Source organism: Streptomyces sp. NPDC026500, from assembly GCF_055567635.1.
Map to the genome: position 1 here is coordinate 69,479 of NZ_JBVHQB010000006.1, position 21,183 is coordinate 90,661.

18 protein-coding genes are annotated in these 21,183 nt (G+C 70.2%); 16 read left to right on the plus strand and 2 right to left on the minus strand.

All coding sequences use genetic code 11. The features are described 5' to 3' along the window. Nucleotides 1-8: 8 nt before the first annotated feature. Both ACZ4N5_RS13250 and ACZ4N5_RS13255 read left to right on the plus strand, forming a co-directional pair. On the plus strand, nucleotides 9-980 hold the full coding sequence (locus ACZ4N5_RS13250) for an AraC-like ligand-binding domain-containing protein (RefSeq protein ID WP_467757198.1): 972 nt from the start codon (nucleotides 9-11) through the stop codon (nucleotides 978-980). A gap of 224 nt (nucleotides 981-1,204) precedes the next feature. Further along, on the plus strand, nucleotides 1,205-2,074 hold the full coding sequence (locus ACZ4N5_RS13255) for a LysR family transcriptional regulator (RefSeq protein ID WP_467757199.1): 870 nt from the start codon (nucleotides 1,205-1,207) through the stop codon (nucleotides 2,072-2,074). Nucleotides 2,075-2,111: 37 nt separating this feature from the next. Here the strand turns inward: ACZ4N5_RS13255 and ACZ4N5_RS13260 are convergent, their stop codons facing one another. Then, nucleotides 2,112-3,533 carry a YhgE/Pip domain-containing protein gene (locus ACZ4N5_RS13260; RefSeq protein ID WP_467757200.1) on the minus strand — a complete coding sequence of 474 codons (1,422 nt, stop codon included), beginning with the start codon at nucleotides 3,531-3,533 and terminating at the stop codon, nucleotides 2,112-2,114. A gap of 422 nt (nucleotides 3,534-3,955) precedes the next feature. Between ACZ4N5_RS13260 and ACZ4N5_RS13265 the strand changes: the two genes are divergently transcribed. The 14 genes from ACZ4N5_RS13265 to ACZ4N5_RS13330 all read left to right on the plus strand — a co-directional run bounded on the left by ACZ4N5_RS13265 (nucleotide 3,956) and on the right by ACZ4N5_RS13330 (nucleotide 20,509). Then, nucleotides 3,956-4,396, plus strand: coding sequence for a DUF6153 family protein (locus ACZ4N5_RS13265; RefSeq protein ID WP_467757201.1), 441 nt, complete (start codon nucleotides 3,956-3,958; stop codon nucleotides 4,394-4,396). Nucleotides 4,397-4,571: 175 nt separating this feature from the next. Beyond that, entirely contained in the window at nucleotides 4,572-5,228 is a 657-nt protein-coding gene (locus ACZ4N5_RS13270; protein WP_467757421.1) for a DUF305 domain-containing protein, read from the plus strand. A 252-nt stretch (nucleotides 5,229-5,480) separates the two neighbouring features. Beyond that, a complete protein-coding gene (locus ACZ4N5_RS13275) occupies nucleotides 5,481-6,581 on the plus strand; it encodes a lysylphosphatidylglycerol synthase transmembrane domain-containing protein (RefSeq protein ID WP_467757202.1) in 1,101 nt (366 codons plus the stop codon). Between the two features lie 171 nt (nucleotides 6,582-6,752). Then, nucleotides 6,753-7,391 carry a DUF4328 domain-containing protein gene (locus ACZ4N5_RS13280; RefSeq protein ID WP_467757203.1) on the plus strand — a complete coding sequence of 213 codons (639 nt, stop codon included), beginning with the start codon at nucleotides 6,753-6,755 and terminating at the stop codon, nucleotides 7,389-7,391. 273 nt (nucleotides 7,392-7,664) lie between these two features. Next, nucleotides 7,665-7,997, plus strand: a complete 333-nt coding sequence (locus ACZ4N5_RS13285) for a hypothetical protein (RefSeq protein ID WP_467757204.1) — start codon at nucleotides 7,665-7,667, stop codon at nucleotides 7,995-7,997. 23 nt (nucleotides 7,998-8,020) lie between these two features. After that, entirely contained in the window at nucleotides 8,021-8,332 is a 312-nt protein-coding gene (locus ACZ4N5_RS13290; protein WP_467757205.1) for a pore-forming ESAT-6 family protein, read from the plus strand. A gap of 45 nt (nucleotides 8,333-8,377) precedes the next feature. Further along, complete coding sequence (locus ACZ4N5_RS13295; protein WP_467757206.1) at nucleotides 8,378-8,773, plus strand: DUF6507 family protein; 396 nt, start codon at nucleotides 8,378-8,380, stop codon at nucleotides 8,771-8,773. After that, a complete protein-coding gene (locus ACZ4N5_RS13300) occupies nucleotides 8,770-11,262 on the plus strand; it encodes a hypothetical protein (RefSeq protein ID WP_467757207.1) in 2,493 nt (830 codons plus the stop codon). Before ACZ4N5_RS13295 ends, ACZ4N5_RS13300 begins: the two co-directional genes overlap by 4 nt. Nucleotides 11,263-11,274: 12 nt before the next feature. Continuing rightward, the gene (locus ACZ4N5_RS13305; protein ID WP_467757208.1) at nucleotides 11,275-12,147 is read left to right on the plus strand and encodes an immunity 49 family protein; all 873 of its coding nucleotides are present in this window, start codon (nucleotides 11,275-11,277) and stop codon (nucleotides 12,145-12,147) included. Nucleotides 12,148-12,192: 45 nt separating this feature from the next. After that, the gene (locus ACZ4N5_RS13310; RefSeq protein ID WP_467757209.1) at nucleotides 12,193-12,480 is read left to right on the plus strand and encodes a hypothetical protein; all 288 of its coding nucleotides are present in this window, start codon (nucleotides 12,193-12,195) and stop codon (nucleotides 12,478-12,480) included. Nucleotides 12,481-12,502: 22 nt separating this feature from the next. Further along, nucleotides 12,503-13,882, plus strand: a complete 1,380-nt coding sequence (eccD, locus tag ACZ4N5_RS13315; protein ID WP_467757210.1) for a type VII secretion integral membrane protein EccD — start codon at nucleotides 12,503-12,505, stop codon at nucleotides 13,880-13,882. A 333-nt stretch (nucleotides 13,883-14,215) separates the two neighbouring features. After that, nucleotides 14,216-15,061: a type VII secretion protein gene (locus tag ACZ4N5_RS13320; RefSeq protein ID WP_467757211.1), complete on the plus strand. Its 846-nt coding sequence runs from the start codon at nucleotides 14,216-14,218 to the stop codon at nucleotides 15,059-15,061. 43 nt (nucleotides 15,062-15,104) lie between these two features. After that, nucleotides 15,105-19,103: a type VII secretion protein EccCa gene (gene eccCa, locus ACZ4N5_RS13325; RefSeq protein WP_467757212.1), complete on the plus strand. Its 3,999-nt coding sequence runs from the start codon at nucleotides 15,105-15,107 to the stop codon at nucleotides 19,101-19,103. After that, the gene (locus ACZ4N5_RS13330) at nucleotides 19,100-20,509 is read left to right on the plus strand and encodes a DUF6177 family protein (protein ID WP_467757213.1); all 1,410 of its coding nucleotides are present in this window, start codon (nucleotides 19,100-19,102) and stop codon (nucleotides 20,507-20,509) included. The genes eccCa and ACZ4N5_RS13330 overlap by 4 nt, the downstream gene beginning before the upstream one ends. 241 nt (nucleotides 20,510-20,750) lie before the next feature. Here the strand turns inward: ACZ4N5_RS13330 and msrB are convergent, their stop codons facing one another. Then, complete coding sequence (gene msrB, locus ACZ4N5_RS13335) at nucleotides 20,751-21,158, minus strand: peptide-methionine (R)-S-oxide reductase MsrB (RefSeq protein ID WP_467757214.1); 408 nt, start codon at nucleotides 21,156-21,158, stop codon at nucleotides 20,751-20,753. Between the last annotated feature and the right edge of the window lie 25 nt (nucleotides 21,159-21,183).

Below are 21,183 nucleotides of genomic sequence, written 5' to 3' on the forward strand. Positions count from 1 at the left end.
GGGAGTTGATGGTGTCGTTGCCTGCGGGAAACTACCTGGTGGAGACCCGGTCGACGGGTGCGGTGCAACCGTGGGAGCGGGCCGACTTCTGGAGCGAGCACATCGGGTCGTACCAGTCCCGGATGGGCTACCGGTACGGCCATGCCGACAACTTCCGCGGTGAGACGGTGCGGCAGCGCACGGAGGCGTATCAGCTCGTCAGGTTCCGGTCGGACGAGATCGAGTACAGCAGGACCGCGCGGCAGATCCGCGAGGACCCCGACGCGGACTACCGGTTACTGCTGCCGCTGAGCGGGGAGATCGTCCTGCGCCAGGACGGCCACGAGGCACGGCTGACCCCGGGAACGGCCACGCTCGTCTCCTTCGGGTCGCCCTTCCAGTGCCTCCAGGACGCCTCCGCCCAGGCGTTCGTCCTCACGATCCCGGCCCGAGAGGTGGACGGCCCGCTGAACCGCAAGTCGCCGCTGGCCACCGGCCTCGACCTGAGCAGGGGCCTCGGCCGCGTCGTCCGCTCGATGCTCGACGGTCTGTACGCCGAGCGCGACGATCTCACCGACTCCCAGTTCAATGCGGTGTCCGACCGTGTGGTCGAGCTGCTGTGCATGCTCGCCACCGGCGACGACCGCCCCGACGGCGCCCGCCACCTGTCCGACGTGGAGACGGTGGTCCGCCGCCACGTCCGCGAGAACGCCGCCGACCCCGGCCTCACCGGTACGTCCATGGCCCGCGCCCTCGGCTGGTCGCTGCGCCAGATCCAACTGGCCCTGCAGCACGCGGGCACCACCCCCCGCGACCTGATCCGCGAGGAGCGTCTGCGCCTGGTGCGTGAGCGCCTCCAGTGCGGCGACTGCGAACACCTGACCATCACCGATCTGGCCTACGCCTCGGGGTTCTCGTCGGCGAGCGCCCTGAGCACCGCGTTCCGGCAGCGCTACGGGGTGAGCCCACGGGAGATGCGCAACGGCGTCCGCGGGACGTGACCGTGCACTCCCCCGGACCTCCCTCGCCCGTAGGTCCGCCTGTCCCCCGTCGGCCCACCGCCCACCCGTACCCCCTGGGCCCACCATCACCTGTCCCCCGTCGGGCGCCCATCCGCCCGTCCCCGTCGGCACCTCGACGGAGCCCCCTCCGGCGCCCATGGCCTGGGACAATCGACGGAGGACGGGATCTCGGTCGGAGACGGGCTGCTGCTTCGGGAGTGGAGATGGATCTGCGGCAGATGGAGGTCGTCGTCGCGGTGGCCGAGGAGGGCGGTTTCACCGCGGCGGCCCAACGGCTGCACGTGGTGCAGTCCGCCGTGTCGAGCACGGTCCTCGCGCTGGAACGGGAGCTGGGCACCCCCCTGTTCGACCGCACCACGCACCGGGTGTTCCTGACCCCGGCGGGCGAGGTCTTCGTCCCGGCGGCGCGCGCCGCGCTGCGGGCGGCGGAACAGGCGCGGGCGACCGTCGACCTGGTCCGGGGACAGCTGCGGGGCAGGATCACGATCGGCATGACGCAGGGCGCCTGGGCCGACCTCCACCGGCCGCTGGCCGCGCTGCGCGCCGAGCACCCGGGCGTGGTGGTGCGGTTGCGACAGGCGTCCGTGACCGACATCCGGCACGCGCTGCGCGAGGGCACCGTCGACCTGGCCGTGGTCGCCCTCGACCGCCGGCAGCAGCGCGGTCTGGTGACCCGGCTGCTGTCGTACGAGGAGATGGTGCTGGTGTCCGCCCCGCGGCGGGCGGTCACCGGAACCGGTCCGGGCGGCACGGTCACGCTCGCCGAGACCGCCCGGCTGCCGCTGGTGGACTTCACCCCGGGCTGGGCTGTCCGCCTCGCCGTGGACCGGGCGTTCCGTGCCGCCGCCGTGGAACGGGAGACGACCTTCGAGGTGAACGACATCGTCTCCGCGGCGGAACTCGTCCGGAACGACCTGGGCGTCTGCGTCCTGCCCACCTCGATCGCCGAACAGTTCCCCGACCTCAGCACCCACGCCTTCGCCCGGCACGCGCCCCACTGGAAGATCATGCTGGTCCACCCCCGCGGCGACACCCCGCCGGCGGTCGCCGCACTGCTCCGGCACATGCCCTGAGGCCGTGCTCCATCGGTTCGGGGCTCAGGGGGGCCGGTCAGGCCGATCCTGCTGCGGGGTTGGTGGCGGGCTGCGTGGCGGGCTGGGGGGTCAGGCGGTACAGGCCCTTGCGGTCGTAGTAGCGGGTCATCGCGAAGCCGAAGAGGAGGGCCAGCACGGAGCCGACGCCGATCATGAGCCAGGCGCGGGCCAGGCCGGCGTCGGCCCGCGCGTCGAAGAAGAGGATGGCGCGCACCCCGTCACTGAGCTGGCGCATGGGCTCGAAGACCGACAGGAAGCGGTAGAAGCCGGGGACTGCCTGCAGCGGCACGGTGGCGCCCGAGGACGGCAGGCCCAGCACGATGAACACGAACATGGACACGAGCTGCCCGATCCCGCCGAAGGCCGCGTTGATCGCCTGGACGCCCAGTCCCACGGCGAGGCTCGCACAGTAGGAGTAGACCCACAGCAACGGCAGGTGGGTGGCGTCCATGCCGAGGATCGCGACGGTGGCCAGCATGACCAGGGAGGCCGTGAGCACGGTGATCCCGGCGGTCATGACCATCTTCAGGAGCAGGGTCTGGGTGCGGCTGATCGGCACGGTCGGGTGGCGGGTGTGCCAGGGGCCGATCTCGTTGTCGGCATAGCCGAGAGCCGTGTCGACGCCGGTACTGATGAGGTTGCCGCCGAGGAACCCGGCCAGCACCAGGAGCAGCGTGTAGTAGAACGCGCTCAGCCCGAGACCGCTGTGTTCGCCGATGGGGTGACCGACCCGGGTGACGACCTGGACTGGGTCGGCCAGGAGCAGCCGCGTGGTGGCGTCCGCCTGCGCGGTCACGGGCGACGCCGTCAGCTCCTTGCCGATGGATGCGGAGGCCTGCTGGGCGGCCGCCGTGGTGATCCGGCCGGCGAGGGACGAACCGAGGCTGCCCATACCGGGGTTGGTCAGCACTGTCATGGTGGGCCGGACCCTGGCGTTCGCGGTGGTCAGCGCGGTCAGGGAGTCGGTGAAGTCCTTGGGGACGACGAGGGCGCCGTAGATCTTGCCGGAGGAGAGTTCGTCCTGGGCCTGCGCGCTGGTGAGTCTGCGCCAGTCGGCCGTGCCGGAGGTGTCGCTCGCGGCGACGGCCGCGGTGACCTGAGTGCCCACGTTCTGCCGCTGCCCCGGAGGCGGTTTGCCGGTGTCCTCGTTGACCAGGCCGATCGGCAGGTCGTGCAGATGCCGGTTCGGGCTGACGATGCCGCCCATGTAGAGCAACGACAGCAGCAGCGCGAGCAGCCCCGTCAGCACGGTGGGCACCAGCCACAGCTTCGGACGGCGCAGGAGCGCGGCGGCACGCGCCTGGGCGGGGGCACCGGCAGGGTCACCCCGGCCGGGATCCGAACCGCCACGGCCGCCGGCGCGCGTGGCGTCACCGCTGCCCGTGCCCGAGGCGTCCTCGTCGCCGTCGTCCGCGGGGTGATTGCTGTCGGCGTCCATGGTTCTCCGTAGGTTCCGGGGCGGCACGGGAGCGGCGGTGGGAGCGCGCCCCCGGCCGGGGAGTCCGGGGCCGCGCGTCACGTCAGCATCGGCTGTGCGCGGGTGTCACGGACGGCGACTCGCCGAATCCCCGGCGGCGGCCCACGGCTTCACACCCGGGGCGTACGGCCGAATCCTGACGGACCGGTTCACGCCCATGGCCGTACGGCCGGTTGCCGCACTCCGGTTCACGGCGTGGTCGTTCGTACGGCCCAGCCAGGGCGCGCCGGATCACGACATCTTCGTACGACCCGGTCATGACGCGTCGTCAACTCCGGACGCCACGACGGCACCCCCTTCGCCATGGCGGTCGCCGTGTTCGGTACTGTCGGACGGGACGGGACCGGAGTGATCAACGGGCGAACGGAGCGGACCGGGTGCGGGTGAGCCGACACGAGCGGGTCGCGGGGGCCTTCGGGCACTTGCTGCTGATCGTGGTGCTCGCGCTCGGCGTGTTCGTGATGCACACCCTGGGGCATCCCGACGGATCGTCCGGACATGGGACGGACGCCGCGTCGCACGCCTCCCGGGTGCCGTCCGCCGGTCATGACCCGATGGGAGCCCCCGCGTCGCGGGAACGCGGCCACGCCGAGGACTGCGGGCACCCGTCCTGCCCCCACGGGCCCGCCATGGCGATAGACATGATGTCGCTGTGCATGGCGGTGCTGCTCGGTGTGTGGGTGCTCGCCGCGCTCCTGAGGACAGCGCTCAGGCGCCGGCCGGACCGGTGGGCGGACCTCCTCGCCGACGCCCCGGTCTCCCTGCGGCCGAACCCGCCACCACGCGGCCCCGACCTGACCCGGTTGTCGGTCCTGCGGCTGTAGGCCGAACGCCTTCGCGGGCGCGCTCACACGCGCGGCCCCGCGACGACGCGTACGCCGAAACAGCCGTAGAACGACCGACACACGAGGTGAATCGACCATGACCGCTTTCCGGCGGACCGCCCTCACGCGCGCCCCGCACGCCCCGCGCAGCCGGCACGACCTGCCCGCCCGTCCGATGCCCACCCGCCGCGCGCCCTCCCGCCACCGTCTGGTTGCCGTCGGGGTCGTGGCCGTGGGAGCCCTGCTGCTGGCCGCCTGTGGCAGTGACGGCGACGACGAAGGCATGAGCGGTATGCGTCACGCCAGCGGCAAGAGCTCGGCGACGGCCACCGCCGGGGCAGCCGGGTCCGGTGGCTTCAACGACGCGGACGTCACGTTCGCGCAGATGATGATCCCGCACCACCGACAGGCGGTGGAGATGGCCGAGCTGGCCGACGGCCGCGCCTCCGACGCCGGGATCAAGGACCTGGCCGGCAGGATCGAGAAGGCCCAGGACCCTGAGATCAACACCATGACGGGCTGGCTGAAGTCCTGGAACAAGCCCACCGACGGGGGCTCCACGGCCGGAACGGACGGGATGGGCGGGATGGACATGGGCGGCGACGGCGTGATGTCCGACAAGGACATGACGCGGCTCAAGGCCTTGAAGGGCCGGGCGTTCGACACGATGTTCGCCCGGATGATGATCGACCATCACAACGGCGCGATCACCATGGCGAAGACCGAGCGCAGCGGCGGGAAGAACACCGATGCGAAGAAGATGGCCGGCGACATCGTCACCGGCCAGTCCGCCGAGGTGAAGCGACTGCGGAGCATCCTCGACCGCCTGTGACCCCACGGCCCCACCACCCGTTCGGGCTCCCCGGCCGTCTTCGGCCGTCCCGGCCATCCCGGGGAGCCCGGACGGGCGTCCTTCCGCCGTCAGGGTGGGGCGCCTCCGGCCGTTTCGCGCACATGCTGGTCCCCCTTCCCCTCCCGGACACCGTGGCGTCACACCGAACGGGAACGTTTCCCCCGTCCCCGTTGCATCGCCTTGGATCCGTCCGTCCGTACGCGGGCGTGACGCGGAAGGACGACGTGCGCCGTGTCCCTGCCCCCGCTCGACGGCCTCCCCGCCCCCACACCGACATCCGTCCCCTTCCCGGTCCCCGTCTCCCTCTCCGCACCCGCACCCGCACCCGCACCCGCACCCGCACCCGCACCCAGCGATTCACCTTGCTCCACCCTCCCCTCCACCACCCGTCTCACCTCCCTCACGCGACTCACCCGCCTGGTACTGGCGCTGCTCCCCCTGCTGCTGATCGGAACGTGGGCGGCGATGGACTGGCGTGCGTTGCGCGACGGGGTCACTCGGCTGGGTGACGCCGATCCCTGGTGGCTGCTCGCCGGGGTCCTCTTCACCCTGCTGGGCTGGGTGGCCGCCGCGTGCGTCCGGCAGGGCGCCCTGCCGGAAAGGCTGCCGCCCGGCTTGCTGCTGGCGTCGCAGTTCGCCGCCGGCGCCGCCAACCACGTGCTGCCGGCGAGCATCGGCGCCCACGCGGTCACTCTGCGCTTCCTGCAGGGCCGAGGCATACCGCTGGCTCGCGCGACCGCCTCGCTCGCCCTGTACTCGCTGGTCAAGCCGGTGGCGAAGATGCCGGTGCTCATCCTCTTCCTGGTGGCCTTCGAGGACACCCTCCGACGCGGCGGACTGGCCCCGGACCGCTGGACGCTGCTCCTGGCAGCGGGAAGCGTGACGCTCGGCCTCGCGACCGCCTCCCTGCTCCTGGCGGTCGTCCGCCCGCTGCGCCGCCCGGCCGTCGACTTCCTTCGCACCGCGCTGACCGATGTACGGATCCTGCACACCCGGCCCAGCCGCGTACTCGCCCTCTGGGGCGGGTCGGCCGCCACCCCGGTGCTCCAGGGGAGCGTGATCGCGTCGGTCGGTTTCTCGCTCGGGCTGCCGCTGTCGTGGGCGCAGGTGGTGTTCGCGCTGTTGATCGCCAGTACCGCCGTCGGTGCCGTACCCGCGCCGGGCGGTATCGGCCCGGTGGACGCGGCCCTGGTATTCACCATGGTCGCGCTGGGCGCCCCGATGGGCCTGTCGACGGCCACCGTCATCGGCTACCGCGTCCTGACGGTCTGGATCCCGCTGCTCCCGGGCACTCTCGTCCTCTCCGCCCTGGTCCACCGCAAGGTGCTGTGAACCGGGGGTGCGGGACGGGTCCGGGGCGCCGTTGGAACGAGGCTTGTCGAACCGCCCGCGAGCGGATGATCAACGCCGAGGCGGATCCCGAAACCGGCCCTATGATCCAAGCGACCAACGCCCCCGCCGCGCCGCCACGGTGCGTGCCGCCCCAGACAGCAGGTCCTCACCATGATCGGCCCCACCGCCGGAGACCCCTGGCTCCTCGCCCGCTGCGCCCAGGGCGCGATAGCCGTGACAACCGTCACGGACGTGTTCCGCGCCGTGGCCGTCAGAGCTCGCCACCTGCACGCCATGGACACGCCCTCGCACGGGTCGGGACTCACGTCGATGGTGTTCGTGTATGTGATGACGGCGACCGCCGTGCTCTTCCTCATGTGGTTCGGCCGCGCCCGGCGCAACGCGCGAGCCATCACCCGGGGCGCCGCCCCCGCGACCGGTGTCTGGGCCGCCGTCGTCTGGCTCGTACCGATCGTCAACCTGGTGCTCCCGCGCCAACTCGTCCTCGACGTGCTCCAGGCGAGCGCCGGGCGGGCGACGAACGGTGGCGCGCGGAGCGGCGGGGCCGCCGTGAAGCCGGGACGCGACGATGTCCTGGTGAACGTCTGGTGGGGCGCATGGGTAGCGCACGCACTGGTTCTGACGATGGCCCAGATGTCCGCCCCGACCTCGCTGCCCCTCCTCGTACTGTCCGAGGCGCTCATGGTGACCGCGGGGATCGTCGTCATCTGCGTGATCCAGCGCATCACCACGCTGCAGAGCGCGGCGCTGCACGCCATGGCGTCCGCGAAGCCGGTCGCCCGCGTCTGATCGAGTCGCCACCGTAAAGCGAGGTCTCCCGTCCGCACACCGTTGAGCGGCCACCCGTCAGATGGATCAGGCGTGCGGTGAGACAACTCATGGGCAGATCAGGCCACTTCGCGCTCTAGTCGATTGCGTCTGCAACTCGCAACGCGAGAGGACGTTCGACGCACCGAGAGGCGTGCGTGGCGCGCGGGAACCGTCCCGCGCACGAGGACGTCATAACTATCGAACAATTGAACTGTCATGACATGCAAGGACGATCGACACGGGGGCGGGTGAATGAAGTTCGACATGGGGTCGTCGACCCTGGCGGATCTCGGCAAGAGCACGGTCGGTTCGACGGAGGACCTGGGCACGCTGATCCAGTGGCTCGTCCAGGCGGCGGAGCCGCTGGAGGGAAAGTTCAACGGAGCGGGCAAGGCCGCGTTCGACTCTTTCAAGGCGCACACGGACGAGATCACGAACGCGTTGAACGGGTCGCTGGGCGCGATTCTTGGCGGCCAGGGCGGTATGGACACCGCGTTCGGCTCCGGCGACCTGGAGCAGGAGGACAACGCCCATCAGAACATGGGCCAGTCCAATTTCGACGCCGCCCGCTTCGGCGCTCGTTGAGCAGACACAGGGGGAACTCGACCATGGGGCAGAACCAGGACCGGCGCTCGTACGACACCGGCGCCTCCACCGAGGTGCAGGGGAGCCTGCAGGGCGTCATCGGCGAGCTGGAGCGCGTCCTCGGAGACCGCGACCGCGCGGTGCAGGCCGCGATGGCCGACTTCACCGCCGACGGTGTCGCCGACGAGTACCACGGCAAGGAAATCCGCTGGAACCGCGCCGCGAACGAGGTCCGCGACATCATCCGCCTCGTACGCACCACGCTCGAGCAGAACGACGGCACCGCCCAGTCGACCATGGCCAAGGCACGGGCAGCCGTCGACAACATCGGCTGACGGCCGGAGCCGTAGCAGACAGGAACGTTTCCACGGGGGTTTGGCATGTCGGGGTGGGACATCTCGTCGTCCGGAGTCGAGTTCGTGACCTCGCTGGTCGCGGACGCGATGGACGACGTGGCCAAAAACGTCAAGGCGTACGGCACGGATGTGGAGAGCGCGGCCGGTTCCGCCGGCACCATCAGCGGTCCCTACTGCGGAGCAGCGCCGACCGGGGCGATCGGCGCTGCGCTGGCCATCTTCGTCGAGAAGACCGCCGGTGACGTGCTGTTTCTCGGCGCGCGGGCGGCGAAGTCGGTCAACGGAGCGCGAGAGGCTACCGCGTACTACCTTGCCGGGGATCTCGAGATGGCCGCCCAGGCCGAGCACAAGGCGCTCGGCGCACCGAAGGTCGATCTGCCGGGTCAGGGCGGCAAGGGCGATGAGGGCGGCGCCAAGTGATCGAGCCGTCGGCCATACCCCAGTTCACCGGCCACTTCGACCAACTGGACAAGGACACCTCCGGGTTGCGCGGCGACGCCATCGGGATCCGCGACGGCGGCATGGACGTGCACTCACGGTTCCAGATGCTGGAGGCGTTCTACACCGCGCCGGAGGCCGACGACCTGTTCGCCACCACTCGACCGGTGATGGACAAGGCGGATGCCTTCGCCGCCAAACTGGAGACGGTCGCGGACGCGCTGGACACGTACTCCGTCGAGGCCCGTCCGCTCGCCCAGAAACTCGCCCGGCTCAAGACGGATGCCTTCGCATTCGTGGACAGCGTCGAGGGCGACGACGACTGGACGTACGACGGTGACAAGATCCACCGTCACCAGGAGCTCATGGACGGTGTCGCCGCCGCAGAGAGCGCATTCCGGGAGGCCGAGCGCCGGGCCGCCACCAAGATCTCGGCCCTCGTCGGCGGGCCGGAGTTCGTGGTCGACGACGGCCACCACACCGTCGACAAGAAGACGGTGATGTACGGCTACGACCTCGACGTCCTCAAGCACGCCAAGAAGACGCCCTGGGGCGCCCCGGAAAGCGAGTCCCACCACGCGTGGGAGGTCGGTTACTGGGCCAAGAGCTTCTTCTGGGACGGCATCGTCATCGACAACGTCTGGGGCGGCATCAAGGGACTGGGCACCCTGGTCGGCTGGAACGGTACGGACGCGGCCGGGGACGCCTGGGGGCATCTCGGGGATGTCGTCGGTGGGATCGGCCAGTACACCGTGGCACCGTACGACGCGCTCATGGACTGGGCGATCGGCCCGGACAAGGAGAGCGCCACGGAGGTCCGGCAGAAGAAGGCCGCCAGGGACTTCGCCAAATCCATGGTCGCCTGGGACATGTGGAGCGAAAACCCTGCCCGCGCCGCGGCAACGGTGGTCTTCAACGGTCTGACCCTCGGCGCCGGCCCCCTGGCCGTCGCAGCCAAGGGGGGCGAAATCGGCGCGGTTGCCAAGGGCGCCGGCGTCGCCGCCAGAATCGGCGAATACATCGACCCGGTCGCCGTCGGCCTCAAAGCGACCGGCAAGGCCATCGGCACACTGCCCAAGCTCTCCGAGCTCACCGCCGGAATCCGCACCGGCATGGGTGCGTCGGCGGACTCCCAGCGCCTCCACAGCGTCATCGAACTCGGCGACGGCTCCAAAGTCCTCATCGAGGACGGCAAGTTCATCCCCGTCGACAAGCACGGCAACGTCGTCGGGGACACGCCGCGTCAGGAAGCCGCCGCGGAGACGCGGGCCACCCCGGAGGAGGCACCCGCGCAACAGCGGGAGCCCGCCGGGGTCGGCGCTGCCTCACGCACCCCCGGAGCCACGACTCACGTCGGGGAAGCATCCGGCAGGACCGGGACCTCGCACCCCGTCGGCCCCGGGACCCCGAGGTCCGGTGTGGGGCCGGTCGGCAACGGCCATGTCGGCACGGGATCTGAAGGCCATGGAAGCGGTGGCCACGACGTCGGCCGGGCGGGCGACGACGCCGTGGGCGGCGCGGACCACGCAGGCGACGGGGCCGTCCCGCCTGCGCACCATACGAACGAGGGCACCGGAAACGGCGGCCACGGCGGAGAGCGGGAGCTGACCGCCGCAGAGCGGAAGCAGATCCAGGACGAGCACATCAGGAAGGCCAACGACCCGGACCGGACGTGGTTCGAGGAGCACTACGACAAATTGGGTCGCCGTAGGCACCTGTTGAATGCGGACGGCACCACAAAGTTGGTGGATGGGGTCGAGCTCCCCCAACTGGCCAAGAACGCTGGAGGCAAGTGGGTCGCCGCGCATGACCTGCCGAGCGGGCCATCCGAGATCAGGCACGGCCGGACGCAACTCAGCCCGAACTCCGTCGACCCCGCACATCGCTCGGATCTCGACGAGGCGACGAAGAACCGCAAGGTGTCCATGGACCTCACCAGGGCGGAAAAAGCATTCGAGGACAGTCCGTCCGCTGCGGCGAAGAAGGCCTTGGAAGAAGCCCAGAACGCCTATCACCAACAGCTCGGCGACCTGCCGAACAACAGCAAGATATCGGAGAAACTCGGCGAGAAGGCTGCCGAACTACACGTCACTCCACACGAGTTCCCCAACGCCGAGTGGGTCGAACTCCCGAAGACAGCAAACGGCTCCAACATGTTCGACCAGGTGTACAAGCTCGGCAATAATGGCGATTACCTGATAGTCGAGGCGAAGGCACCCAAGGGGGAACTCGACTGGCGCAACGGGGCTGGCGATGCGGCCAGAGGCATGCGCGTCAAGCAGGGCACCAAGCTGTACGTGGAAACGATCCTCGAGGAGATGTGGAAACGAGGCCCAGAGGACGTCAGGATCGCGGACGACCTGTCCGAGGCCCTGGAGAAGGGCAAGCTGCAGTACGTCCTGGCGAAGGCGAACGACCACGCGGGCACCTCGTACGCTGGTGCCGTGCTGGAGCATTTCAAGATTTACTAGAGGAGAGATCCAGTGGCCACGAGCGTTTCCCGCCACGGCTTCCCCGTAGAGAGCGTTGCGGCGGAGGGCAATGCCGCGCGCGTCGAGAGTCTCGGTCGCATGCTCAATCGGCTCGAAGAGTCGGAGATGTCCCGTTCCCGGGCCCTGGGCAGTTCCCTGACGGTGGCCGAGTCGTACTGCTTGACGGATCCGTACGCGGGTAATTTCGAAACATGGGAGGCGTGGGTCACGGCCATGCAGGTCGGCTCCGCCTTGTTCGACTCGGCCACGGCAGCCGAAGGCCCCGTCCCCTGCCGTATCGGAAGCACCGGACAGGTGAAGAACCTCCCGGCGACCGGCCCGACGTCCTATACGCACGCGGGAGCCTGGATCACCTCGGTCTACCTGGCGGTGATCTGCCGTGAGAATGAGCGCCTCGACCGGCTGATGCAAGTACCTGTGTCGTTCCTTCGTGCGTCCGGCGCTCTGTTCGACGAGTACACCTACGACTGGGTGGAGGCTCTGCAGAGTTACTGGCACGGCCAGGCTGCCAACACCTGGGACAAACTGGTCGCTGCGGTCAAAGGCACAGACCCCGAATTGGCCCAGGCCGCCGACAGGGACACCATGCTGATGCTCCTGTATCCGCCACTCGAGCTCTTCCAGCTCTACAACCGTCAAGAGACCGATGAGTTCAACAGGTCACTGGTCCAAGCCCTCACCTGGCACAAGCAGTACTGGACCGGCGACGAAGCACGATCCCTGAGCAGCGACGGCCTGGTCGCTCTCGGCCCACTCGCCATCGCCTGCATGGCCTACGACAACGACTTCCCCATCGAGGTCGAGTCCGAGTACCTGCCCAAAGCCCTTCTGCAGCGCAACTGGGTGGGCGAGTACGCCACCTGACATCCGAGACCTCACTCTGAGAACTGAAACGGACAACGCATACCTGTGGCAGCCCAGGACTACGACAGCCAATTGCTGGAGTCGGTGTCGGTTCGGCGCCGGCGGCTCCGGGATGCCGTCCTGTTCGGTTCGCAACGCCAACGGCGTTCGGTGGACGAGCGGTTGGGAAAGGCGTTCGCCGGGATCGTGGTCGCGGCGGTGTTGTGTGCCGGGTGCGTGGGCTGGTCGTTCGTTTCGCACCGGGTCATCGGGAAGAGCCCGTACGGCACGTCTGTGCCCGCTTCCTCGCCTGCCTCACCTTCCGCGGCGCCTTCGTCGCCTTCCACCCGATAAACTCGATGATAGGTTCGAACGCGTGATATCTGCGGGGTCCCTGAGCCGTACGACGCCGAACCGGACCGCTTTGAGCCGGGTCACTCTGATCGGCGAGAAGCGGCGTGTCGATCTCGTCCTCCCCTCCCAGGAACCAGTTGGGCTGCTCCTGCCCGAAGTGATGCGGCTGCTGGACGATCGGGTTTCGGCCCGGCCCGAGTTGCGGCATCTCGTCACCGCGGAGGGCTCGGCGCTCGCGCACGACAGCACGCTGGAATCGGCCGGAATCCCGGACGGCGCCGTCCTGCGGCTCGTGCGGCTGGAGGACGCTCCCGCGGCACCCGTGGTGCACGACGTCACCGATGAGGCCGCTGACGATCTGAACGTACGCGCATGGCGGTGGAGCCCTGCGTACCGGCGCGTCATCGCGGGAGGGGCCACGGTCGGCTGGGCCGTCGTCGCCGGGTTCCTGGCCCGCACAGAGTTCGCGCTGTCGGTCGTAGGCAGCGCTCTGCTGACCATCGCCGCACTGTCCGCGCTCGCGGGGGCCCTCTTCGGGCGGGCCGCGCAACGTGGCCTGGCCGCCACACTCCTCGTCACCGGGGGAGCCCTCGGTGCGCTCGGCGTATGGACGCTGGCCGATGCCCATGCCTGGTCCGGCGCGGTGCGGTTGGCCGCCGTGGGGGGTGCCTTCGTCGCAACGCTGCTCCTGCTCGGCCGCTTCACGCCGCTGGGCCGCGGTGGGCTCGTCGGTGCCGTCGCAGTGGTCGGTTGTGTCCTCTGCTGGCAGATGGCGGTGGCTCTCCAGTCGGGCGCGGCTACGCCGGTGGAGCAGGCCCGGGCGGGCGCGTTGCTGAGCGTCGTCTCGGTTGTCGCCCTCGGCGTGCTTCCGCGCCTCGCGCTCATGGCGTCCGGTCTGTCCGGGCTGGACGACCGGCGCTCCAGCGGCACGTCCGTGAGCCGATATCAGGTGGGCACCGCCCTGACCGCCACTCATCGTGGTCTGGCTCTCGCCACGATCGCCCTGGCCGTCTCGGCCATGGCGGCGGGGCTTCTCGTACTGCGGGCACCTTCGACGTGGACCGTGTTGCTCGCCGTGCTCGTCACGGTCGTTCTGGCACTGCGCGCACGCGCCTTCCCGCTCGTCGCCGAGGTCGTGGCATTGTTCGGGGCCGGTGCCGTTCTCGCCGTCCGGCTCATCGTGGTGTGGCAGAAGCACTCCGACGCCGTGGGGTCGTTGGCCGTGCTCGTCACGCTGGCCGTCCTGCCCCTGATCGTGTTGGCGGTGCAGCCCGCGGAGCATGTGCGGGTGCGGCTGCGGCGCTTCGGCGACGTGCTCGAGTCGGTGGGAATCATCGCCCTGTTCCCGCTCGTCATCGGGGCGTTCGGTGTGTACGGGCGTCTGCTCGACACCTTCGCCTAAGGGGACGTCATGAGTGAGCGAGGGGACTGGCAGAGCGACGTGCTGCGGCAGTTGGGGCAGCACGTCACAACGGAAGAAGCGGCCGCACTCACCCCTGAGTCCACCGCGCCCGGCGCGGGGCCCCGACCGATGCACTCAGACCCTGAACCACGCGAAGACGCGGGTCCGGCTGCCTCCCCGGGTTTCCCTCGGCACGCCACCCCCGTTCCACATTCGGAACCCGCCGTCCGAGCACCCCGTGATCCCCGCCTTCCCCTGCACGCCCCGGAGTCCGTGCCGACCGTCGACCCCCGTCTGGCGCACGCCCTGGGGCGACCCCGGCACGGCGATTCCGTGACCCGCCGGACCGGACGCACGCTCCGTGACCTCACCACGCCTGCCTCCCAGGACGTCGCCGAAGAGACGCGAATAGCACGGGAGTTGCAGCAGCCGGTCACCACCGGACGTGTCATTGCGGTGACTTCGATCCGTGGCGGGGTGGGCAAGTCGACCGTCTCCGCCCTGCTGGGGCGCACCTTCAACCACTACCGGCACGATCCGGTGCTCACCCTGGAAGCGGACGCCGCACTCGGTACGCTGCCGGTGCGGATGGGCGCGGAATCGGTGCGCTGGTCGTGTACGGACCTCGCGCAGATTCTCACTCCCGCGATGCAACTCACCGATGTCACGGGCTACTTGGTTCCGGTGACAGACGGAGGCTGGTTGCTGCCCGCGAGCCAGGGACGCGTCGGCGCGCCGATGGACGTACGTACCTACCGCACGGTCACGCTGGCGCTGCGGCGCTACTTCGCGGTGACGGTGGTGGACTGCGAGACGCTGCCCGGCGAGGTGGCCCGTACGGCGATGGACACCGCGCATGCCCGGGTGGTGGTCGCCCCGATGACCGCTGAGGGCGTCAACGGCACCCGGCAGGTGCTGGATTGGCTGGCCCAGCTGCCGCACTCCGCGCTGGCCGGCACCGTGGTGGCGCTGTCCGCGAGCTCCCCCGACGCCACGCTCGACGAGAACGCGGCCGCCACACACCTGCGGGAGGCGGGCGTGCCCGTCGTGCTCCTCCCCTACGACCGGCATCTGGCCCAGGGAGGCCCCATCCACACCGCCATGCTGGGCCGGGCCACCCGTCACGCCGCCGTCCGCCTCGCGGCGGAGGCGATGCATCGGTCGGTGAGGGCGCGATGAGCACGAGCCAGGCTTCAGGACCCGTTCGAGAAAAGGCCCGTCCGTGACACAGCACCTCGTCCACCGGCCCGCGCGCTCCACGCGTGCGCTCTCCCCCGCCGAGGCGCGCACCATCGAGCCGCCGCCGAACCTGCCCGAGGGCAAGATCGGCAACGCGGCGACCGCGCTGCTGCCGATGGCCGGGGTCATCAGCTCGGTCGTGATGATGACGATCATCCGCAACAGCCAGTTCGCCGCCCTCGGCGCGCTCGTGCTGGTCGTCGCGTTGCTGGGCGCGGTGGCGCTGTTCCTGTCGCAGCGAGGCAAGGCACAACGCACCCGGCGGACCCAGCGCGAGCGGTATCTCGACTATCTGGAGGAGTTGCGCGACGAGCTCGGTACCGGTGAGCGGGAGCGGCGTCGGCAGTCGCAGTTGCTCAATCCGCCGCCCGAGGCTCTGTACGACCTCGTACGCGATCCCGCGCGGTTGTGGGAGCGGCGCCGCCAGGACGCGGACTTCCTGCGGGTGCGGGTGGGCACCGGCGACGTACCGGTGCAGGAGCTGAGGGTCGGGCAGAACAGCGCGGGCGGAGTATTGACCCCGCCGGACCCGTTCATGCTCAACGAGGCCCGCTCCCTGCAGAACCGGTTCGGTGTGGCAACGGACTTCCCGCTCACCGTGCCCCTGGACCGGGCGGGCAACGTCAGCGTTGTCGGGGACCGCGAGGGTGTGCTGCGAGTTGCCCGCGCGTTGTTGATCCAGACCGCGGTCACGCACGCCCCGGACGACGTGGCCGTCGCGCTCGGCATACCCGGCGACCGGCTGGCCGCGTGGGAGTGGGCCAAGTGGCTGCCCCACGTGCTCGACGCAGGAGAGCACGACGGTCCGGTCGCCGCCCGCCGGATCGCGCCGAGTCTCACCCAGCTGGCGGCACAGTGCCGCGATGATCTTAGTCGGCGCGCCTCGTACGCGGCGGAGGTCCGGCGCGGGCTGTCGGACCGCGGCGCGCTACGGCTGGCCGGTCGGCTGCTGATCGTCAGCGACGAGCACGGCGGGACGGCTGCCGAACTACCCCTCCCCGACACGGCGGTTGATCTTCCTGACATGGGCGTGACCGTGCTGCACCTCTTGGAGCAGCAGGTGCACGAGCCGGATCAGGTGTCGGTCCGTGTCACCGTCGAAGGCGACCGGATCACCGTGGAGGACCTGCGCGAGACGTCGACGGTGGCACACGGCTCGTCGGATGCCGTGAGCGTCGCGGGCGCGGAGGGCCTGGCCCGGATGCTGGCCCCGCTCAGGTTGTCGGTGGAGTCCGCGGCCGAGGGCGCCCCCGTCTCCGGGCCGGTGGACTTCCCCGGCCTGCTGGGCATCGACGACCCTGCGGCACTCGACATCGAAAAACTGTGGGCGCCCCGCAGTGAACGAGCGTTCCTGCGCGTCCCCATCGGCCTGACAGACCGTCACAGGGCGGTGTTGCTGGACCTGAAGGAGTCCTCCGAGCTCGGGATGGGTCCGCACGGACTGTGCGTGGGCGCGACCGGTTCCGGCAAGAGTGAACTGCTGCGCACCCTCGTCCTCGCACTCACCACCACCCACTCCCCCGAGGACCTTGCCCTCGTCCTGGTCGACTACAAGGGCGGCGCCACCTTCGCTCCGTTCACCGAACTCCCGCACGTGGCCGGCGTGATCACCAATCTGGAGAACCAGGCGGGACTCGTCGAACGCGTCCACAGCAGCCTCGCCGGTGAGGTCAAGCGCCGTCAGCAGGTACTCAGGGACGCGGGCAACATCGCCGACATCGGCCACTACACCGCTCTGCGCGCCACCCGACGCCCAGACCTGGAGCCCCTTCCGCACTTGTTCGTCGTCATCGACGAGTTCGGCGAACTCCTCACCGCCAAGCCGGACTTCATCGACCTGTTCCTGTCCATCGGCCGCATCGGCCGCTCCATCGGCGTCCACCTGCTGCTGTCCAGCCAGCGCATCGAAGGCGGCAAGCTCAAGGGTCTGGACACGTATCTGTCGTACCGCCTGGGCCTGCGCACCTTCTCCGCCGACGAGTCGCGCACCGTACTGGACACCACTGACGCCTTCCATCTGCCGCCGCTGCCGGGCTTCGGCTATCTGAAGGTCGACACATCCACCTACGAACGCTTCAAGGCGGGCTACGTCTCCGGCGCCTACCGCGGCCCGGCCCTGCCCGATGAACGGGACGGCGAGCCGCTTGCGTCGCCGTATCCGATGTACAGCACGCTCGGCGCATCCCCTGCGGATGCCGCGGAGGAGCCCGCCGCCACAGAACGCGAGACCGGGCCGACGGTGATGTCGGTCATCGTCGGCCAACTCGCCGCCGCCGCACCGCCGGTACGCCGGATCTGGCTGCCTCCGCTGCCCGACGCCGTCACCCTCGACACGGCGGCCGGTCCCCTCGAAGCCGACGCGAACGGCCTCCGTCTCGCGCACCGCGACGGCGCGATGCGCGTGCCGCTGGGCACCCTGGACGACCCGGCCAAGCAGTGGCAGCAGCCCTGGCTGCTGGACCTGACCGTCGCCGGCGGCCACACGGCCGTCATCGGCGGCCCACAGTCCGGCAAGACCACCCTGTTGCGCACCCTCGCCCTCTCCCTGTCGCTCACCCACACCCCGTACGACGTCGCCGTCTACGGCCTCGACCTGGTCGGTGGCGGCCTGTCCGCGCTGGCCGGTCTGCCGCACGTCGGCGGTATCGCCGGGCGCGCCGACCACGAACGAGCCGCCCGGACCGTCGCCGAGGTCCGCACCATGCTCGCCGAGCGTGAGGAAGTCTTCCGCACGCACGCCATCGACTCCGTCGACCAGCTACGCCACCTGCGCGCCCAGGGCGAGCTGTCGCAGCTCGGCTCGACCGACATCGTCCTGCTCGTCGACGGGTTCGGCGCGCTGCGCGACGAGTTCGCCGAACTCGACGACGCCGTCGCCGATCTCCTCAAGCGCGGCGGCGGCTACGGCATCCACATCGTCGCCGGAATGCTGCGCTGGAACGACGTCCGCATCGCCACCCAGTCGATGTTCGGCACCCGGGTCGAACTGAGGCTCAACGATCCGGCCGACTCGTCCATCGACCGCAAACTGTCCGAGACGCTGGCACCCGATGTGCCGGGCCGGGTGCTGACCGACGGAAAACTGTTCGCGCAGGTCGCGCTACCCCGCATCGACGGCCGCCCCGGCTCGGGCGACCTCGCCTCCGCCCTGGAACGGACCGCCCGCACGATCCGCGCGGGCTGGCACGGTGACGTCGCCGCCCCCGTGCGGGTGCTTCCGACGCGGCTCCCCATGGCGAAACTCCCGTCGCCTGCCGCCGCACCCGGGACGGTTCCCATCGGCGTGGACCAGGAAGCACTCGCGCCGGTTCTCCTGGACCTCTTCGGGAGCGATCAGCACCTGCTGATCCTGGGCGACAACGAGTGCGGAAAGACCAACCTGCTGACACTGATAGCCGGTCAACTCATCGACCGGTACGGAGACGAGGAACTGGTATTCGGTGTCTTCGACCCGCGGCGCGGCCTGCGCGGCGTCGTTCCGGAGCCGTACCGCGGCGGCTACGCCCACAACGCGAAGCTGGCCGCCGCGCTGGCCACCGGCATCGCCACCGAGCTGGAAAAGCGTCTGCCCGAGACAGCGGACCCCGACGCGGTCGGAACGGAGCCCTCGTTCAACGGACCACGCATTGTGATCCTGGTCGACGACTACGACATCCTCACCACCGCCGGCCAGCAGCCCCTGGCCCCCTTCCTGCCGTACATCTCCTCCGCCCAGGACATCGGCCTTCACTTCGTCATCGCCCGCCGCACCGCCGGATCATCCCGCGCTCTGTACGAGCCGCTGCTGACCACCCTGCGCGAGACGGGCACCACTGCCCTCCTCATGACCGGCGACCGCACCGAAGGCCAGCTCTTCCCCGGCCTGTACGCCTCCCCGCAACCGTCCGGCCGCGGCACCCTCGTCCGCCGGGGCCGCCACCACCAGCTCATCCAGACCGCCCTGACCGACGAAGCAGACGAAGGGCCGGGATCCGCTCCGTGACCAAGGACGTCATCGCCCTCACCCCGCGGATGCCGGACCTGCGCACGCTCCTCGCGGGCCTCTACGCCGGCGGCCCCGACCTCGGCGTGAACACCCTGGCCGACGGTGCCGTCATCCAGCTCTGCGCCCCGGACGGCCGCCCCCTCGTCTCCGTGGAGGCGCCCGTCCTGGTCCAGGTCCCCGGCGAAACCGCCCGCCTCCTCGGCACCGACACGGACCTCCCGGAAAGCCCGGTGTGGTGGACCGAGGCCCGCGCCTCCACCGGCGTCGCGGAAGGCGGCCAACTGGCGGGCTCCTTCGCCGGACGCCTCGCCGTCGTCCTGGGCGGCACCGTCTGGCCCCCGGAAGCGGCCTCCACCGACGTCGTTCCGCTCACCGCGGACATCGCTGCGGTCCCCGTCCCCGCCGCCTCGGTCCCGGCAGTGGACGTCCTCACCGCCAAGGCCGCCGTGGTCATCCAGGACCGCCCCCTCGTCACCATGACCAGCTGGCTCACCGACGCCCTGCGCGCAGCGACCGCCGACGACCGTGCCCTGCAGATCGTCACCCCACCGACCACCCGCCTCACTCTGGCCACCCGCACCGCCCTGCACGGCCACCCCAACCGCTGGGTCGTCCAGGACCCCGACCACGGCTACTACGACGGCCTGTCCGGCGTCGTACTCCACTGGAAGGGCGGCACCTTCACCCCGGTCATCGACGAGAACGGCTCGGCCTCGGTCGCAAAGGCCTTCGCGTCCAACGGCGACACCGGCGAACGCCAGTTGATCCTCTCCCTGCGCACCCGCCACCCCGCCGACGAAGACCTGATCCTCGGCCGCGCGCTGGAGACCGCCTGGCACACCCTGACCGGCACCCCGCCCGCCGGATGGAGCACCGCCGAACCCGTCAATCTCCCCTGGTCCAGCCGCCAGTTGACTGACCTGGCCCGCGCCCGCGCACCCCGGCCGACCTGGCTTGTGGCCGTCGGCCACCCCGACCGGCCGGCCATCGCCACCGTCCGCATCACCCGCACCCCGGCAGGAGTCGAGGAGGACATCACCCTCACCCTCGGCTACGGCAAGGACGAGACCCCGCCACTCTCCTCGATCGAGCCGCTAGCCGAGACCCTCGCCGCGAAGAACGGCCTCACCAGCATGCTCACCTCACTCCGGACGGCCCGCCGCGACCTGACGACCGCCCCGCAATTCGAGACCCCGCCCATCCCCGTCTCCTTCACACTGGGCTCCGAAGCGGTCCGGGACATCGGCCTCGCCCAGGCCCTCCACCCATCCCTCGGCCTCACCCCCACCCGGCTCGGCCCCCCGGCCGAACCCGCCGTCCACTACCCACTCGGCGACGGATCCGAGCCCCGGACCTGGAAGACACTCCAGAAACTCACCCGGCACCTGAGGCAGGTCTCATGAACGCTGCCCCGGCGCGCGGCTCAGGCTCGGCGGGCGAAGCACGGAAGCCGGCGGGCGAGGACGGAGAAGCGGCGCTGTCCACAGCATGATTCGTGATTGCCGACGCCGGACGCCGGGTCGTCGCAGCGCCGGTGGGCGCGCAGCCGACCCACACCTGCGTGGAACCGTCCGGGAGCGCCTACCGGCAGAACAGATGGTTCCGGCACCGGAAAGTGGTTCCGGCACCGGAAAGCGGACCGGCTCAGCCCTCGTCCGGAGCCAACCGCAACGAGATCGAGTTGATGCAGTACCGCTGGTCCGTCGGGGTCGCGTACCCCTCGCCCTCGAAGACATGGCCGAGGTGCGATCCGCAGCGGGCGCAGCGCACCTCGGTGCGCGTCATGCCGTGCGAGCGGTCCTGGATCAGCTCGACGGCGTCGGAGTCCTTCGGGTCGTAGAAGGACGGCCAGCCGCAATGCGACTCGAACTTCTCCGTGGAGGTGAAGAGTTCGGCGCCGCAGGCGCGACACGAATAGACACCCGTCGTCTTGGTGTCGGTGTACTCACCGGTGAAGGCGGGCTCGGTGCCCGCCTTGCGCAGCACCGCGTACTCGGCCGGGGTCAGCTCCGCGCGCCACTGCTCGTCCGGCTTTTCGATGTCGTACGACATGAAGCTCAACCCCTCACGCTCAAGG

What these genes read in the sequence shown, in the direction of transcription:
- ACZ4N5_RS13250 (WP_467757198.1), top strand. Translation starts at nt 9, where the DNA reads ATGGTGTCGTTGCCTGCGGGAAACTACCTGGTGGAGACCCGGTCGACG.
- ACZ4N5_RS13255 (WP_467757199.1), top strand. Translation starts at nt 1,205, where the DNA reads ATGGATCTGCGGCAGATGGAGGTCGTCGTCGCGGTGGCCGAGGAGGGC.
- ACZ4N5_RS13260 (WP_467757200.1), bottom strand. Translation starts at nt 3,533, where the DNA reads ATGGACGCCGACAGCAATCACCCCGCGGACGACGGCGACGAGGACGCC.
- ACZ4N5_RS13270 (WP_467757421.1), top strand. Translation starts at nt 4,572, where the DNA reads ATGCCCACCCGCCGCGCGCCCTCCCGCCACCGTCTGGTTGCCGTCGGG.
- ACZ4N5_RS13280 (WP_467757203.1), top strand. Translation starts at nt 6,753, where the DNA reads ATGATCGGCCCCACCGCCGGAGACCCCTGGCTCCTCGCCCGCTGCGCC.
- ACZ4N5_RS13285 (WP_467757204.1), top strand. Translation starts at nt 7,665, where the DNA reads ATGAAGTTCGACATGGGGTCGTCGACCCTGGCGGATCTCGGCAAGAGC.
- ACZ4N5_RS13290 (WP_467757205.1), top strand. Translation starts at nt 8,021, where the DNA reads ATGGGGCAGAACCAGGACCGGCGCTCGTACGACACCGGCGCCTCCACC.
- ACZ4N5_RS13295 (WP_467757206.1), top strand. Translation starts at nt 8,378, where the DNA reads ATGTCGGGGTGGGACATCTCGTCGTCCGGAGTCGAGTTCGTGACCTCG.
- msrB (WP_467757214.1), bottom strand. Translation starts at nt 21,158, where the DNA reads ATGTCGTACGACATCGAAAAGCCGGACGAGCAGTGGCGCGCGGAGCTG.